This window comes from Sulfitobacter sp. PM12 (assembly GCF_045586035.1).
Classification (GTDB): domain Bacteria; phylum Pseudomonadota; class Alphaproteobacteria; order Rhodobacterales; family Rhodobacteraceae; genus Sulfitobacter; species Sulfitobacter pontiacus.
Genome location: NZ_CP151530.1, coordinates 1 through 13,810, shown reverse-complemented (window position 1 = coordinate 13,810; position 13,810 = coordinate 1). Strand labels below are relative to the sequence as shown.

Genomic DNA, 13,810 nt, shown 5'->3' with positions numbered 1-13,810 from the left:
AACACGAAATGCAAAGGGCTGGCCCCAAGGGCCGTCCTTTGCATTTCGGCCCAAACCGGCCATGCCGATCAGGCATATCTGAAAGGCCATTCAGATATTTGTTAAATGAGTCGCCCTGTCAGACAATCAGGAAAACCCCTCTTGACGCCAAAACACCGAGGAGCCTTCCGTTGTATCAGCACGACGCAAATGATTTCCAAGATATCCGCGATGCGGTCCGCGCCCTTTGCGCAGATTTCCCTGACGAATATCACCGCAAGATCGATGAGCAGCGCGGCTATCCCGAGGAATTCGTGGATGCGTTGACCAAAGCGGGCTGGATGGCGGCGCTTATCCCCGAGGAATACGGCGGATCGGGGCTTGGGCTGACCGAAGCGGCGGTGATCATGGAAGAGATCAACCGCGCGGGCGGCAATTCGGGGGCCTGCCACGGCCAGATGTACAATATGAACACGCTGGTGCGCCACGGATCAGAGGCACAGCGCCAGAAATACCTGCCCCGCATTGCCAGCGGCGAATTGCGCCTGCAATCCATGGGCGTGACCGAGCCGACAACCGGCACCGATACCACCCAGCTAAAAACCACCGCCGTCAAAAAGGGCGATAAGTACGTCATCAATGGCCAAAAGGTCTGGATCAGCCGGGTGCAGCATTCCGACCTGATGATCCTTTTGGCGCGCACCACGCCGCTCTCTGAGGTCAAGAAGAAATCCGAAGGGCTTTCGATCTTTATCGTCGATATCAAAGAGGCGATGAAATCGGGGATGCGGGTGCAGCCGATCCTGAATATGGTCAACCATGAGACCAATGAGCTGTTCTTTGACAACCTCGAAATCCCCGAGGAAAACCTGATCGGCGAAGAGGGCAAGGGGTTCAAATACATCCTGACCGGCCTGAATGCCGAGCGCACGCTGATCGCGGCGGAATGTATTGGCGACGGCTATTGGTTCACCGACCGCGTTGTGCGTTATGTCAAGGAACGTGAGGTCTTCGGCCGCCCGATCGGCCAGAATCAGGGCGTGCAATTCCCGATTGCCGAAGCCTATATCGAGATCGAGGCCGCCAACCTGATGCGCAAAAAGGCTTGCGAACTTTATGACGCGGGCCAGCCCTGCGGCGCCGAGGCGAATATGGCGAAATACCTTGCCGCCAAAGCCTCATGGGAGGCGGCGAATGCCTGCTTGCAATTCCATGGCGGCTTCGGCTTTGCCTGCGAATATGATATCGAGCGGAAATTCCGCGAAACCCGGCTCTATCAGGTTGCGCCGATCTCAACCAACCTCATCCTGTCTTATGTGGCCGAACATATCCTTGGTCTGCCGAGGTCGTTCTGATGCGGCCGCTGGAAGGGATCAAGGTTGTCTCTATTGAACAGGCCGTCGCCGCACCGTTCTGCACCGCGCGATTGGCCGATGCAGGGGCCGAAGTCATCAAGATCGAACGCCCCGAGGGCGATTTCGCGCGCGGCTATGACAGCGTGGCCAAGGGGCAATCAAGCTATTTCGTCTGGCTGAACCGGGGCAAGACCTCCCAGACGCTTGATCTGGCATCGCCCAAGGGCAAAGAGGTGCTGGCCGAACTGCTGGCCGGTGCGGATGTGCTGGTGCAAAACCTCAAACGGGGCGCGCTTGACCGGCTTGGCTTTGGGCCGGAACGGCTGGCACAGGATTTTGCGCATCTGATCTGCTGCTCTATCACGGGTTATGGCGAGGGTGGGCCGATGGCCGATCGCAAGGCCTATGACCTGCTGGTGCAGGCGGAATCGGGGCTGTGTTCGATCACCGGCGGCCCGTCCGAACCGGCCCGCGTTGGCATCTCTATTGTCGATATCGCCACGGGTGCCACCGCCCATGCCGCGATCCTTGAGGCATTGTTACGCCGTGCGGTGACGGGGCAAGGGGCAAATATCTCTATCTCTATGTTTGACGTGATGGCGGATTGGCTGACGGTGCCCCTTTTGAACCATGAAGCGGGCAACAGTCCCAAACGCATCGGCCTTGCCCATCCGTCCATCGCACCCTACGGCGTTTTCACCGCCAAAGATGGCGCGCAGATCCTGTTGTCGGTGCAAAGTGATCGGGAATGGAAAAACCTGTGCAATCTGTTCTTGCAGGCGCCCGACCTTGTGACCGATCCGCGTTTTGCCCGCAACATCGACCGGGTACAAAACCGCGAGGAGACCGACGCAATTATAAGCGCGGCCTTTGCCCGTATGACCGCCCCCCAGGCGGTTGCCGCCCTAAGCCGGGCGGATGTGGCACTGGCCCAGCTGAATGATATGGGCGGGCTGTCCAATCACCCGCATCTGCGGCGCATCACTGTGGAAACCGAGGCGGGGCCGGTCTCCATGCCCGCCCCTGCGCCGATCTGGGGCGATGATCCGCACGGCTTTGGGCCGGTGCCCGCACTGAACCCGTTAGAGGATTAGGGTATGACACTTGATATCGACCATCTGCGCCAATGGATCGGACGCAAAGATCACGCGCATGAGGTTCTGACACCGACGCTGGTGCAACGTCTTTATGCCACGCTTGACCGTCAGGGCCCGACCGAGGAAGGGGCTGACGCGCCGCTGTTGACACATCACTGCCTGTGCCAACCCCTTGTGCCCACGGCGGAACTTGGCCCCGATGGTCACCCGACGCGCGGCGGGTTTTTGCCGCCGGTGCCCTTGCCACGCCGAATGTGGGCAGGCGGCGCGCTGCGGTTTCACTCGGCACCAAGGATAGGCGAGGACATCACGCGTCGCTCGGTGATCGAGGATGTGACCATGAAAAGCGGGCGTTCGGGCGCGCTGTGTTTTGTGACCCTGCGCCATGATTTCAGCAGCCCGCACGGCCCCATCCTAAGCGAGCGACAAGACATCGTTTACCGTGATGCACCAACCGGCAATGCCAATCCTGCGCCGACCCCTGCCCCCCAAGGTGACGAGCGGCGCGAAATCAGCGCCTCACCGGCGTTTTTGTTCCGCTATTCCGCGCTGACCTTCAACGGCCACCGCATCCATTACGATCAACCCTATGCGCGGGAGGAGGAATTCTATCCCGGCCTTGTGGTTCATGGCCCGTTGCAGGCGATGCTTTTGGCGCAATATGCCGGTGACCTGATGGGCCGCGCGCCGACAGGGTTTTCGTTTCGCAGCATGGCCCCGATTTTCGGCGGGGGCAGCTTTTGTTTACATGCGCAAAGGCAGGGGGACGACCTTATGCTCTGGACCGCCGCACCGGACGGGCCAGTGGCGATGGAGGCACGGGCCAGCTGGGATTAGACCCCGCCACCCCACCTGTCGGGACAAATCATCCGGCCTGCACAAGCACCTGCGGGTTGACGACCAGCGAAAGGTCCAGCCGCCCGTTGATCCCGTCCAGACAGTTTTGCGCCGCCGTCAGCGCCATACGCGCCGCGCCATCATCGCTCATCGCGGCCATATGTGGTGACAAGATGATATTGTCCAGCGCCAGCAACGGATTGTCCATCGACACCGGCTCTTGCGCAAACACATCCAGACCGGCTGCACGAATTTCACCGCTTGCAAGGGCGCGCGCCAAGGCCGCCTCATCCACCACCCCGCCCCGCGCGGTGGAGACAAGCACCGCAGAGGGCTTCATCATCGCCAAGGCCTCCGCCCCGATCAGATTGCAGGTGGCGGGCATCAAGGGAACATGGATGCTGACAACATCGGCCTCTTGCAGCCCCTCGGCAAGGCTGACCTTGGTCCAATTGGGATCATGGCTGCCCGGGCCTGTCGATCTGTTGCAATAAGCGATCCTCATGCCAAAGGCCTCGGCGCGTTTGGCAACCAAGGCACCGATCCGGCCCATGCCCACCACCAAAAGCGTCTTGCCCGCCAGATCGCGCGCGGCCAGCGCATCGCGAAACCCCCAGTCGCCCGCGCGCGTCGCCTTGTCATAGCGCAACCCCATCTTGGTCGCCGCAAGCATCAGGTAAAACGTATGTTCGGCCACCGTTACCGCGTTTTGATCCCCGATCACCGTCAAGGGAATCGCACGGCGGTTCAGCGCCTCAAGGTCGATATTGTCGATCCCCACGCCATGCCGCGAGACGATTTTCAGATTTTGCGCAGCGTCGATATGCGCGGCCGTAAGGGGCAGGGTCCGGACCAGGATCGCGGTCGCGGTCCGGGTGGCGGCGATGACGCCGGCGCTGTCATTCTCGTCAACGATGACCGGCGTGATACCGGGCGTATTTTCCAGAAACGCGATCCCGCGGGGGTGAATATTTCCGATAACTGCAATTTCCATTCAGGGATCTTTCAAAACATTTCAGCTGGCTTTGGTCCGATAAGACCTGTCACGGCAAAAGACCAGATGAAGCGGCGAGGCCGCGGGGGAATTTACGCAGCATCAGCCCCGCTGCGGCACAGCGGCAAAAGCCAGTCTTTGAAACCGGTTGCTGCGGGCGACAGGATTGTCTCCTTGGGGACAACAAGATGATAGGCAAAAGCGCTTTTGAACGTCTGATCAAAGAGCTGAACCAAAACGCCCGCGTCCAGCTCTGGCTGGATCAGGCTAAGGGCCTGCGCCACGCTGAAATCCAACCCTCTGGCCTCGGTTTTCCGGCTGGGCAGCAGCAGCCATGAACCCGATGCGATCCTTGTTGTCGGCTATGTGGAACCTGCCGCCTTTATCTATCGCCAGTCGGTCGAACTGGGCATCGATGTGCCGCGTTTCGGCTTTACCAGCGGCAGCGTGGCCAATTCCTGCGCGTGGCCAATTCCGACCAGATGTAAGGCGTCCGGGACCTGCGCCCGACAGAGCTGACCCTGTTTTCGGCCACCGACAACGGCACCGCCTACCATGAGAATTTCACCCGGAAATTCGGCATCGCGCCCTCGCCAAGCTCCCCCATATGCCTATGACCAGACCTATGCGCAAAAAGACGCGCTAAAGGCCACAGGCGATGTTGACGACACCGCAGCCATTGCCGCCGCCCTGCGCGGTTTAGCGAGAAAAGAGAAGTGAACTGATTGAGATCATTCAACAAATTATCAATGGCATTGCGATTGGCGGTGTCTATGTGCTGATCGCACTTGGCCTTACAACCGTGTTTGGCATTCCGGGCATTGCCCATTTCGCGCATGGATCGGTATCGATGTTCGGCGGCTATCTGACCTTTTTTTCTTGTAACGGGTCAGGGGTTTCCGCTGTTGCTGGTCGGTATGGTTCTGGGGGTCGCGATCGAGCTTTTGGCCTACCGCCCCGTATGAAAGGCCAATCACATCAACGCCTTTATCGTAGCGCTTGGCCTGACGATGATGGTTGAGGGGATCAGCCTGCAATTCTTTGGTGCCGAGCCGATCGTCATTACGACCAATTTCAACCATGTGTTCAACATCGGCGGCGTGACCATTCCCGAATTGCGGCTTTACGTCATTCTGGCGGCGGCGCTGGTCCTTGGCATGACGGTATTTGTCGAGAAAACCAAGACCGTTCAGGCGGCCGGTGCCGTAGCTGAAAACCGTGTTGCACCGCCTTGATGGGGATGCATTTCGGGCTTCCGGTCTGGATGACCATCACCCTTGCGCCCTTTGTGACCGCGATTTTCGCGCTGGCCATCGGCTATCCCGGCCTGCAGGTCAAGGGGCATTACTTTGCCTTTGTCACCTCGGCGATGTTTGCAGGGCTGGCGGGCGCGCTTTATGCCGCGCGGGATTATCGGGCTGCTGGATGTGATCCGCGCCAAGCTGCCACCCTTGAGCGGATCCGTGATTTCGCCGCGCAAGTGGTTGCCCCGCAGCCCGCCGCCTTGGGCCTGATGGCCATCAAGGTTCCAGTCGCGGATGGGGGGCGGGGCCACAGCTATGCCCTAAAGGCCGCGACCTCTTAGGTGTTGGCGGCGGCCGATTTCGGTTTTGCGATGTCGCTCGTCAACACGCATAAACTATCACAATGCGCGGCATCGGAGGTCAAGGCGAAATACCTTCCGGCCTTTCTGGACGGTTGCCAAACTGCCTGCACGGCGCTGACGGAAAAGACCTCCGGCTCTGACTTTGCCGCGATAGCGATGCGGGCGACCAAACTCGAAGGCGGCTGTCGCCGATCCGGTTGCATTGCGCATAGACGATGGCGGTTGAGGCATGGCGCGGGCCGAAACCGATCTGGCGGATGGCCGCGCGACGGGCAACCTGCCTCTGATCCCCGTTTCCGACGGTGTCGGAGAGGTCGTCGCCATCGGCGAAGGTGTCACCCGTGTGGCCCTGGGCGACCGCGTCTGCCCCACCTATTTCCAGAACCGGACCGGCGGCGCGCCAAGCCCTGCCCGATCAATTTCAAACACCAGATGATTGACTGGTGGGGCCCGATCATCCACGACTATTACGCGGGCACCGAAAAGACCGCCTCAACCACAAATGCGCAGGGCTGGACCAGCCTTGGCGATCTTGGCCGCGTGGACGAGGAGGGCTATCTTTACCTCACGGATCGCAAGTCATTCGTGATCATTTCCGGCGGGGTGAATATCTATCCGCAGGAAACCGAGAATGTCCTGCTGGATCATCCTGCGGTTCTGGATGCGGCCGTGATCGGCGTCCCCAATGAGGATTTCGGCGAGGAGGTAAAAGCGATTGTACAGCTGATGCCGGGGCAAGATGGCGCCCCCGCCTTGCAAGACGCGTTGATTTCCCATTGCAGAACGCGGCTTTCTTCCATCAAATGTCCGCGCAGCATCGATTTTCGGACCGATCTGCCGCGCACGGCCACGGGCATGCTGCTCAAACGGATGCTGCGTGACGAATATCGGGTTAAAACAGGAAGCTGATACCGCATAACCGCAAACAAGGAACACGCCATGGATAAACACGCCGCTGACGCCTTTGCCACATTGATGAAAGAGGCCGCCAAGACCCATCCCTTGTTTGCGGGTATCGACCCCCAGAAAACCGCCCAGATGACAGACGATATGACCAAGACCCTTCAGGCAATCCTTTCGCCGCAGGGTTTGGGGAACTGGATGCAAAGCTGGATGGCCTATCAGACCGAGATGGCCCGGCTCGAAGGCCGGCAAGGCTCGGCCCAGAGCCTTGACCGACACCGGTCGTTCAGCGGCGCGACGCCAAGAAAGATATGTCTCCCCTGCCGGGCCAGGTAGATCGCCAGGGCGCAGAAGATGAATCGCGTCGCGCAGCTCTGGGGCTCTTTCCAGACGACCAGAAAACCCGACACAGGCCTCGGCCGCTCGCAGCGCCAGCCGATCCCGCAACAAGGCTTTGGGGACCTCTTCGAGTCCCAACACAAGATGCAGGTGGTTCAGCGCCGCGCCCGACAAAAACGCCACATCTTCAAAGGCTTCAGGACGTGCCGAAGTGACCCATGCGGGCATCCGGGGTAGAGTGTCTGTGTCGATGGAGTGTTCCGGTCGGGCAAATGTCATGACTGAAGCCTAAACCATCGCGGCGCTTTTCTCCAGAAAATAGCACAGAAAACGCCTCACTCTATCTTTTGCCATAATGTCCGATAAGTTTACATTATCGGACATCAAGAGATATGCTAGGACGCAGTTTAATTTCACCACCGGATTCACTGGAAAATGCCCTCAGAGGACGAGAAGTCGACATCATCAAACTCTGGTGCGTTTTGTATCGCTCAGAACGGCGACAGCGATCAAGAAAAAAGCGACGACATCTCCCTACCCGCCCACGTCGCGGGATCCGGCAGCCTTGATCGCCTGGTCGACGCCGCCCGAGATTATGCGCGCGCCGCAGCTTCTGACAATACGCTGAAAGCCTATGCCAAGGATTGGGCGCATTTCGCGCGGTGGTGTCGGATGAAGGGCGCGGAGCCTCTGCCCCCGTCGCCTGAAATGATCGGGCTTTATCTCGCAGACCTGGCGTCCGGAGCGGGCCCCTCCCCTGCCCTATCGGTCAGTACCATCGAACGTCGCCTCTCCGGCCTTGCCTGGAACTATGCGCAACGCGGCTTTGTCCTCGATCGTAAGAACCGCCACATCGCAACAGTGCTGGCCGGGATCAAACGCAAACACGCCCGTCCGCCGGTGCAGAAGGAAGCGATCCTGGCCGAGGACATCCTCGCGATGGTCGCCACCCTGCCCTACGACCTGCGCGGGCTCAGGGACCGCGCCATCCTGCTCCTCGGGTACGCCGGCGGGCTCCGCCGCTCCGAGATCGTCAGCCTGGATGTCGGAAAGGACGACACGCCCGATTCAGGCGGCTGGATCGAGATCCTCGACGACGGCGCCGTGCTGACGCTCAACGCCAAGACCGGCTGGCGCGAGGTCGAGATCGGTCTGGGATCGTCTAACTCCAGCTGCCCTGTGCATGCGCTCGAGCAGTGGTTGCACTTCGCCAGGATCGACTTCGGGCCGGTCTTTGTCGGCACCACTCGGGGTGGAAAGAAGGCCCTGGAGACAAGGCTGAACGACAAGCATGTCGCGCGGCTGATCAAGCGAACGGTCCTGGACGCCGGCATCCGATCCGAACTGCCCGAAAAGGAACGCCTGGCACTGTTCTCTGGCCATTCTCTGCGCGCAGGTCTCGCCAGTTCGGCCGAGGTGGACGAGCGGTATGTGCAGAAGCACCTTGGCCACGCTTCGGCACAGATGACCCGCCGCTACCAACGCCGCCGCGACCGCTTCCGCGTGAACCTGACGAAAGCCGCTGGATTGTAATCTTGCGAACTGTCATCCTGTCATTAATCCTTGGCCGGTCTGAGCTGATGAAGTCAAGAAGATCTGCATCTTCAGCCTGCTCGGTGTCGGGAACGGGCTCAGGCAAGGGCTTCAACGCACCATCGTCCTCGTCGTCGCGTGCGTTCGCGCCAAGCGCTTGACCAGCAGAAGTGATTTCCGTACCGTGGCCGATACCATCCGCGTAACTCCCCGTTGAAAGCTCAGCGCCCTGCTGTCGGTTCACAGCTGAAGACATCAGCGTATTCCCGAGGCTCATCCTCGGGCCGGACAAAGCCGCGATTAACGACAAGCTCGCCATGCGATAAAGCGTCACAAAAGCCCCTGCCCGCGCGATCTCTTCATCGTCGAAGATCAACGGCCGAGTCTCGAGCTTCTCCATCGCAATTTCCAACTCGCCAAGTCGCGCGTCGACTTCCTCGGGGAATTCATCCTGGCCCTCGTATTCCTCTTCGAGCGCCCGGTATTCGGCAAGAAGCTTGGCATGGGCCGCGCCTTCGTCATCCGTCATCGGTGCCGGGTCTCCGCTCAGCCGCCGCAAACCGTGGCTGTAGCCATAGGGCAGGTCGAGCGAGACCTCGATCCATTTCCAACCTTCGGTCGCAATGGCTTCGGCTTCAGCCTGAAGCTTCTCGCTGACCAGACGATCGAACAGGGCGGGGTCTTCCAGCCAGCCGCCGTCATCGCCCTGGAAGAGGTCGTGCAACATGGTGCCGCCAGCAGACTCATAGGCATCGATGCCGACAAAGACAGCACGACGATCGGATGCCCGCACCGAGGTTTCCGTCAGCATCCGCCGGATCTGATAGGGCTCCTTGTTCCAGGACGAGCGGATCGCCTCCCAGACCTGAACCTGGCGCTCATGATCCGGGTTAACCGTCAAGGCCATCAGCTGCTCCAGCGTCATTTCATCCTCGGCATAAAGCTCGAGCAGGGCAGGGGCCACGACGGCGAGTTTCAAGCGCTGTTTGATCACCTGCGGCCTGACGAAGAAGGCGGTTGCGATCTCTTCGTCGCCCTGACCCTTCTCCTGCAGCGCCACGAAGGCGCGGAACTGATCGAGTGGATGCAGGACAGCGCGCTTCATGTTCTCGGCGAGCGAGTCGTCTTCGGCGAGGATCGTGGACTTCGCATCCCGCACGAAGCAGGGAATGGGCGTCGTCTTGGCCAGGCGCTTCTGCTTCACCAAGAGTGACAGGGCCTGGAAGCGCCTACCGCCAGCGGGTATTTTGAACTTGCCTGTCTCGGACCCATCATCCGCCAGAACGGGCCGGACGCACAGGCTTTGCAGCAACCCGCGGCGGGCGATGTCTTCGGCCAGTTCCTCGACCGAGATGCCGGCCTTGATGCGCCGGACGTTGGACTGGCTCAGCACGAGCTTGTCGAAGGGAATGTCCCGGAACGGGGACTGGGTGACTTTCTGGGCAGGTTTCGCCATCAGATCTCCTCCACGACGGGCGCCGGAAGCCACTCTTCCGATCTCACTTCCCGTCACCCTCAAACCAACAACCCTTTCCCTCTCATATTCTGACGCTCGCGAGGCAGGACTTTAACAGCTGTTAAGTCGACAGTCCCGAGGTGGCGGAAAAGTACGCAGTCTCTCAACCTTAACAGCTGTTAAGCTGCAGATCGTCGCCCAATCAATGCCATGACCATCGGCCCACAGGAGAACTCGCCGGCCGCAGCTTTGGCAGTCAGAGCTCGCAAGTATCCACCAGGCGATCTTATGTCGGCGAAGCGTTCCAGCATCGCAGCAACGACGATCGACGCTTGCTCCGGACCCATGAACCGCTGTGCTTCTTCCCATGCAGACGCACTGATCCCCATGGCTGGCCGCACATGGCCCGCCGCATCGAAAAGCTGATGCCAATGCCGGATCTCACCTTGGTAGAAGGTCTTCAGCGAGGGACATGCCGCTATCACTAGGTGAAGCGGGATCTTTGGCAGATGTCTTGTGTCCTGTTCATCAACGTCAGCCACCGGCTCATTCGTATCCACATCTGGCACACCCGCCGCCGCCCCGCTTTTTTCTAAAGCCGGCTCAAAATCTATAGATTCTTTATTTGAATTATGATGGTGACGCTCAGATTGGGCATCATTGGTGTTCATTTCTTCTGTTTCAGGGCCATCAATGATGTTGCGTGCCTGGTCAAGGAGAGCTTCAAGATCGGCTCGATAGGCCGCGAGGTCCTCAATTGAAAGCTTGCGGCGAAGCGCGCGGGCTGTGAGGGCAGCCTTGTCGCGAAGCTGATCCCAGAAGCCTAGGCCTGGCTGCATCTCGTCTCCGAACTCGGCGAGGGCCGCGAGATCGCGTCGCATGAGGCTTACGACCTCTCTCAGGCGCCTGACGCGCTCCTCAGCCTCACGTACGGCCTCTGCGGCCCGTGCTATCTCCTCGGACTGGCAGTAGAGCGGGGAAAGATCGAAGCCAAAGGCGACGCGGTCTTCGCCGTGCTTGCGGACGTAGCGCTTCCCATTGGGGCTATCGCGCCGCTGGAGCAAGCCAGCCTCGACGAGACGCGCGAGGTGACGACGCATCGTTGAGCACGGCATGCCATTCAGGCGCTCGCAGATCGCCTTGTTCGAGGGGAAGACGACCATCTCGGCGTTCCCGCCAAGCGCATCGTCCGGAAAGAAGCTGAGGAGCCCCTGCAAAACAGTCAGATCACGTTCCGAGACCCCAAAGGCCGCTTGCGCCTTGGAGAGCTCGCGCAGGAGTTCCCACTTGTTAACGGGTCTGGCCGGAACAGATGCCTCGGGTCGCTCGATGACGCGCAAATGAGCGTGCGAAATCGGCCGCATAAACGGCGAAATTGGTGTGTACTCCATGAAAATGTTCACGAAGACAAAAATTCTAGGGCCCGCGAATCGCTTTGCGCTTGCGGGGTAGGGGCCAGAACGCTACATTCAGAAGTGCGAAAACTGAGATTTTGTAGCGGGCTGATCCCGGTGCGAAACCTTACAAAGGTCTCGTGAAGCTAGCTTCTCGGGGCCTTTTTCTTTTTGCCTGTATCGTGCCTCCTTCTTGTTGGTTGCTCTTCCTCAGTCTTCTGAACGCTTCCAGCGCTCATGAAGCTCGGTAATCAGCTTTGGGGCATTGCCCTCCAACCAGCTGATAAAATCAGGTTCATCCGTAGTCAGATCGAGTTTAAGCTGCTTGCCTTGGCGGCTGGTCTTGACCGTCGCAGCTCCGACACCGGGGATCGCCAAAGCAGGCACGCCTTTTCTAGACGGGCTTGCTTTCTTCTCTGCGCTCTTCGCGGCTGCCAGAACTGCGAGAAACGCACGCTCAGAAACCTCATCGACCGAGCCGGAACTTTCGGACTTGGCTGCATGAGCTACGGCTTGCAGTTGGTCTCGATCACCGTCGTAGGCACCCAAAGCCTTTTTGAGCTCTTCCCATCTCGGGCGACCAATCCCGGGAGCCGCACCAATTGCCTGGATGAGTTCCTCGCCGACCGTCCGAACGACACTCAAGAGTTGTGAAACCCCGGCTTCGTGGAGGTTAAGGACTTCGGCGACACCTCGATTGGTGCGCTCAGCCCCTTCCAAATGATCACCGTCCAGAAGTGCCGTCGCAACGAGCGCACGCTCAATAAAGCTCAGATCACGACGCTCTTGGTTCTCGAGAAGCTGATCTCGAAGCGCTTGATCACTCTCAACCTCTGTGACGATGGCTCGAACTTTGATACCGAGTTCGCGACATGCTTCCAAGCGTCTGCGGCCATAGATCAGGTTGTAGCGATCGCCTTCCAGTGGGCGCACCAAGACGGGCACACGCTGACCGTTCTTGGAAATAGAGTTCTTCAGGCCCTCAACTTCAATCTGAAGCCTGTCATCCAACCGTCCTTCGGTAAGGATCTGCGCCGGATCGATCTCAAATACACCGCCACGCAGTCGGCGCCCTTCAAGAGCGTCAGGAGCGTTGCGAAGGGTCTGCAGCGGCAGGCCAAGTTTAGGCTTTCTTGCCATTCCGACCCCATGTGTTCTGGATGATTTCAGCGATCTCATCGTTCACTGCGTTCATGGATTCGATCGCACGATCAAACGTCTGACGCGTGAAGTCCTTTTTGTCAGCTTCGTAGAGCGTTTGCTTGGTCAAGCCGGCATCAGATATTGCGGTCGATTCAACCATGTGATTGGTCAGGACCGACCTCCCAAACAGCCCGCGAATGAAGGCGATGACTTCGGTTTGTGGCGCGTCGCCGACTTTGTATCGCGTTGGCAAGAAGCGCAGCCAATCGAAGCGCAGATTTGCGCCTGCATCCCTGATCACTCCCAGGAGATCCGCAGTCATTCGCAGGAATTGAGACATCGACATGAGGTCAAGCATCTGCGGGTGAACCGTCACGAGGACACCCGAGGACGCAGAAAGTGCTGACATCGTCAAGAAACCAAGCTGCGGCGGGCAGTCGATCACAACAACGTCGTAGTTTGCTTCAACACTATCGAGTGCGTCATGAACTCTCGCGAAGAACGCCTTCGCTCCGCCTCGCTGGATAGCAGCAGGCGTCTCGTGCTCGAACTCCATGAGTTCAAGGTTGCCCGGGATAAGATCAAGGCCGCGGATGTAAGTCTTGCGGATCACTTCGGCGATCGGAACCGGATCGTCGTAGCGAACGGCATCATAGAGGGTTCCGCCCTCCATAAGGTCGAGTTCTGGCTGGATTCCATGAAGAGCCGAAAGAGATGCTTGGGGGTCGAGATCGATCGCAAGAACCCTGTACCCCTTTAGCGCCAAGCGCTGAGCGAGGTGAGCAGACGTCGTCGTTTTGCCGGAGCCGCCCTTGAAGTTCACCACTGATATGACTTGAAGCTCGTCACCGTCGCGACGCCCAGGCACGTAAGTTCCAGACTTTTTTGCATTTCCTTCAAGCGTCTGCCGGATTTCCCAGATATCGTCGAGCGTATAGCGGCGATGACTTCCCGCCGTCGTCTCGACGTCAACGATCTTTCCTTCTCGATGAAGCTTCCGAAGATAGGTATGGTCGACGCCAAGGAGCTCAGCAGCTTCGCCGCTGGTCAAAGTGCGCATCACCTTCTTTGCATCTGGTGGGAAGTGCGCAGCGCGCTGAGCATGCAGGTTCGACGCGAGAAGTTCCGCGTAGTGCCCGATGGCGATATCAAGATCCTGTTCTGCTTCGCTCAT

12 protein-coding genes and 4 pseudogenes are annotated in these 13,810 nt (G+C 59.2%); 9 read left to right on the top strand and 7 right to left on the bottom strand.

Going from position 1 to position 13,810, the window contains the following annotated elements; all coding sequences use genetic code 11:
* Positions 1–170 precede the first annotated feature (170 nt).
* From AADW22_RS14945 to AADW22_RS14935, 3 genes are read left to right on the top strand one after another with little or no spacing between them, the layout of a single operon-like run.
* The gene (locus AADW22_RS14945; protein ID WP_216339810.1) at positions 171–1,334 is read left to right on the top strand and encodes an acyl-CoA dehydrogenase family protein; all 1,164 of its coding nucleotides are present in this window, start codon (positions 171–173) and stop codon (positions 1,332–1,334) included.
* The gene (locus tag AADW22_RS14940) at positions 1,334–2,428 is read left to right on the top strand and encodes a CaiB/BaiF CoA-transferase family protein (protein ID WP_216339808.1); all 1,095 of its coding nucleotides are present in this window, start codon (positions 1,334–1,336) and stop codon (positions 2,426–2,428) included. The genes AADW22_RS14945 and AADW22_RS14940 overlap by 1 nt, the downstream gene beginning before the upstream one ends.
* Before the next feature lie 3 nt (positions 2,429–2,431).
* The gene (locus AADW22_RS14935; protein ID WP_216339805.1) at positions 2,432–3,268 is read left to right on the top strand and encodes a MaoC family dehydratase N-terminal domain-containing protein; all 837 of its coding nucleotides are present in this window, start codon (positions 2,432–2,434) and stop codon (positions 3,266–3,268) included.
* A 28-nt stretch (positions 3,269–3,296) separates the two neighbouring features.
* Here the strand turns inward: AADW22_RS14935 and AADW22_RS14930 are convergent, their stop codons facing one another.
* On the bottom strand, positions 3,297–4,262 hold the full coding sequence (locus tag AADW22_RS14930; protein WP_216339803.1) for a hydroxyacid dehydrogenase: 966 nt from the start codon (positions 4,260–4,262) through the stop codon (positions 3,297–3,299).
* 92 nt (positions 4,263–4,354) lie between these two features.
* Positions 4,355–4,546 (bottom strand): hypothetical protein, encoded by a 192-nt coding sequence (locus AADW22_RS14925; RefSeq protein WP_407474603.1) that lies wholly within the window; start codon positions 4,544–4,546, stop codon positions 4,355–4,357.
* A gap of 726 nt (positions 4,547–5,272) precedes the next feature.
* Between AADW22_RS14925 and AADW22_RS14920 the strand changes: the two genes are divergently transcribed.
* The 5 genes and pseudogenes from AADW22_RS14920 to AADW22_RS14900 all read left to right on the top strand — a co-directional run bounded on the left by AADW22_RS14920 (position 5,273) and on the right by AADW22_RS14900 (position 7,107).
* On the top strand, positions 5,273–5,497 hold the full coding sequence (locus AADW22_RS14920) for a hypothetical protein (RefSeq protein ID WP_407474602.1): 225 nt from the start codon (positions 5,273–5,275) through the stop codon (positions 5,495–5,497).
* A 29-nt stretch (positions 5,498–5,526) separates the two neighbouring features.
* Positions 5,527–5,847, top strand: coding sequence for a hypothetical protein (locus tag AADW22_RS14915; protein ID WP_407474601.1), 321 nt, complete (start codon positions 5,527–5,529; stop codon positions 5,845–5,847).
* Between the two features lie 280 nt (positions 5,848–6,127).
* Positions 6,128–6,283, top strand: a pseudogene (locus AADW22_RS14910) (alcohol dehydrogenase catalytic domain-containing protein); the annotation flags it as partial.
* Positions 6,268–6,777: pseudogene (locus AADW22_RS14905) on the top strand (AMP-binding enzyme); the annotation flags it as partial. The pseudogenes AADW22_RS14910 and AADW22_RS14905, both read left to right, overlap by 16 nt.
* Positions 6,778–6,807: 30 nt before the next feature.
* Positions 6,808–7,107 carry a hypothetical protein gene (locus tag AADW22_RS14900; protein ID WP_407474632.1) on the top strand — a complete coding sequence of 100 codons (300 nt, stop codon included), beginning with the start codon at positions 6,808–6,810 and terminating at the stop codon, positions 7,105–7,107.
* Here AADW22_RS14900 and AADW22_RS14895 read toward each other — a convergent pair.
* Positions 6,997–7,389 (bottom strand): annotated as a pseudogene (locus AADW22_RS14895) (DUF1403 family protein); the annotation flags it as partial. The gene AADW22_RS14900 and the pseudogene AADW22_RS14895 sit on opposite strands and share 111 nt — an antisense overlap.
* A 156-nt stretch (positions 7,390–7,545) precedes the next feature.
* Between AADW22_RS14895 and AADW22_RS14890 the strand changes: the two are divergent.
* Positions 7,546–8,643, top strand: coding sequence for a tyrosine-type recombinase/integrase (locus AADW22_RS14890; RefSeq protein WP_084353840.1), 1,098 nt, complete (start codon positions 7,546–7,548; stop codon positions 8,641–8,643).
* Between the two features lie 97 nt (positions 8,644–8,740).
* On the opposite strand, the pseudogene AADW22_RS14885 reads toward AADW22_RS14890, so the two are convergent.
* From AADW22_RS14885 to repA, 4 genes and pseudogenes are all read right to left on the bottom strand, one after another.
* A pseudogene (locus AADW22_RS14885) lies at positions 8,741–10,099 on the bottom strand (ParB/RepB/Spo0J family partition protein); the annotation flags it as partial.
* Between the two features lie 179 nt (positions 10,100–10,278).
* Positions 10,279–11,490, bottom strand: coding sequence for a plasmid replication protein RepC (repC, locus tag AADW22_RS14880; RefSeq protein WP_037954835.1), 1,212 nt, complete (start codon positions 11,488–11,490; stop codon positions 10,279–10,281).
* A gap of 213 nt (positions 11,491–11,703) precedes the next feature.
* Entirely contained in the window at positions 11,704–12,633 is a 930-nt protein-coding gene (gene repB, locus AADW22_RS14875; protein ID WP_100161449.1) for a plasmid partitioning protein RepB, read from the bottom strand.
* A partial coding sequence (repA, locus tag AADW22_RS14870) for a plasmid partitioning protein RepA (protein ID WP_009827042.1) occupies positions 12,617–13,810 on the bottom strand: 1,194 nt, incomplete at its 5' end. The genes repB and repA, both read right to left, overlap by 17 nt.

Bases quoted from the DNA above. Each gene is read 5' to 3' on its own strand.
- AADW22_RS14940 (WP_216339808.1), top strand. From the start codon at position 1,334: ATGCGGCCGCTGGAAGGGATCAAGGTTGTCTCTATTGAACAGGCCGTC.
- AADW22_RS14935 (WP_216339805.1), top strand. From the start codon at position 2,432: ATGACACTTGATATCGACCATCTGCGCCAATGGATCGGACGCAAAGAT.
- AADW22_RS14930 (WP_216339803.1), bottom strand. From the start codon at position 4,262: ATGGAAATTGCAGTTATCGGAAATATTCACCCCCGCGGGATCGCGTTT.
- AADW22_RS14920 (WP_407474602.1), top strand. From the start codon at position 5,273: ATGATGGTTGAGGGGATCAGCCTGCAATTCTTTGGTGCCGAGCCGATC.
- AADW22_RS14915 (WP_407474601.1), top strand. From the start codon at position 5,527: ATGACCATCACCCTTGCGCCCTTTGTGACCGCGATTTTCGCGCTGGCC.
- AADW22_RS14900 (WP_407474632.1), top strand. From the start codon at position 6,808: ATGGATAAACACGCCGCTGACGCCTTTGCCACATTGATGAAAGAGGCC.
- AADW22_RS14890 (WP_084353840.1), top strand. From the start codon at position 7,546: ATGCCCTCAGAGGACGAGAAGTCGACATCATCAAACTCTGGTGCGTTT.
- repC (WP_037954835.1), bottom strand. From the start codon at position 11,490: ATGGAGTACACACCAATTTCGCCGTTTATGCGGCCGATTTCGCACGCT.
- repB (WP_100161449.1), bottom strand. From the start codon at position 12,633: ATGGCAAGAAAGCCTAAACTTGGCCTGCCGCTGCAGACCCTTCGCAAC.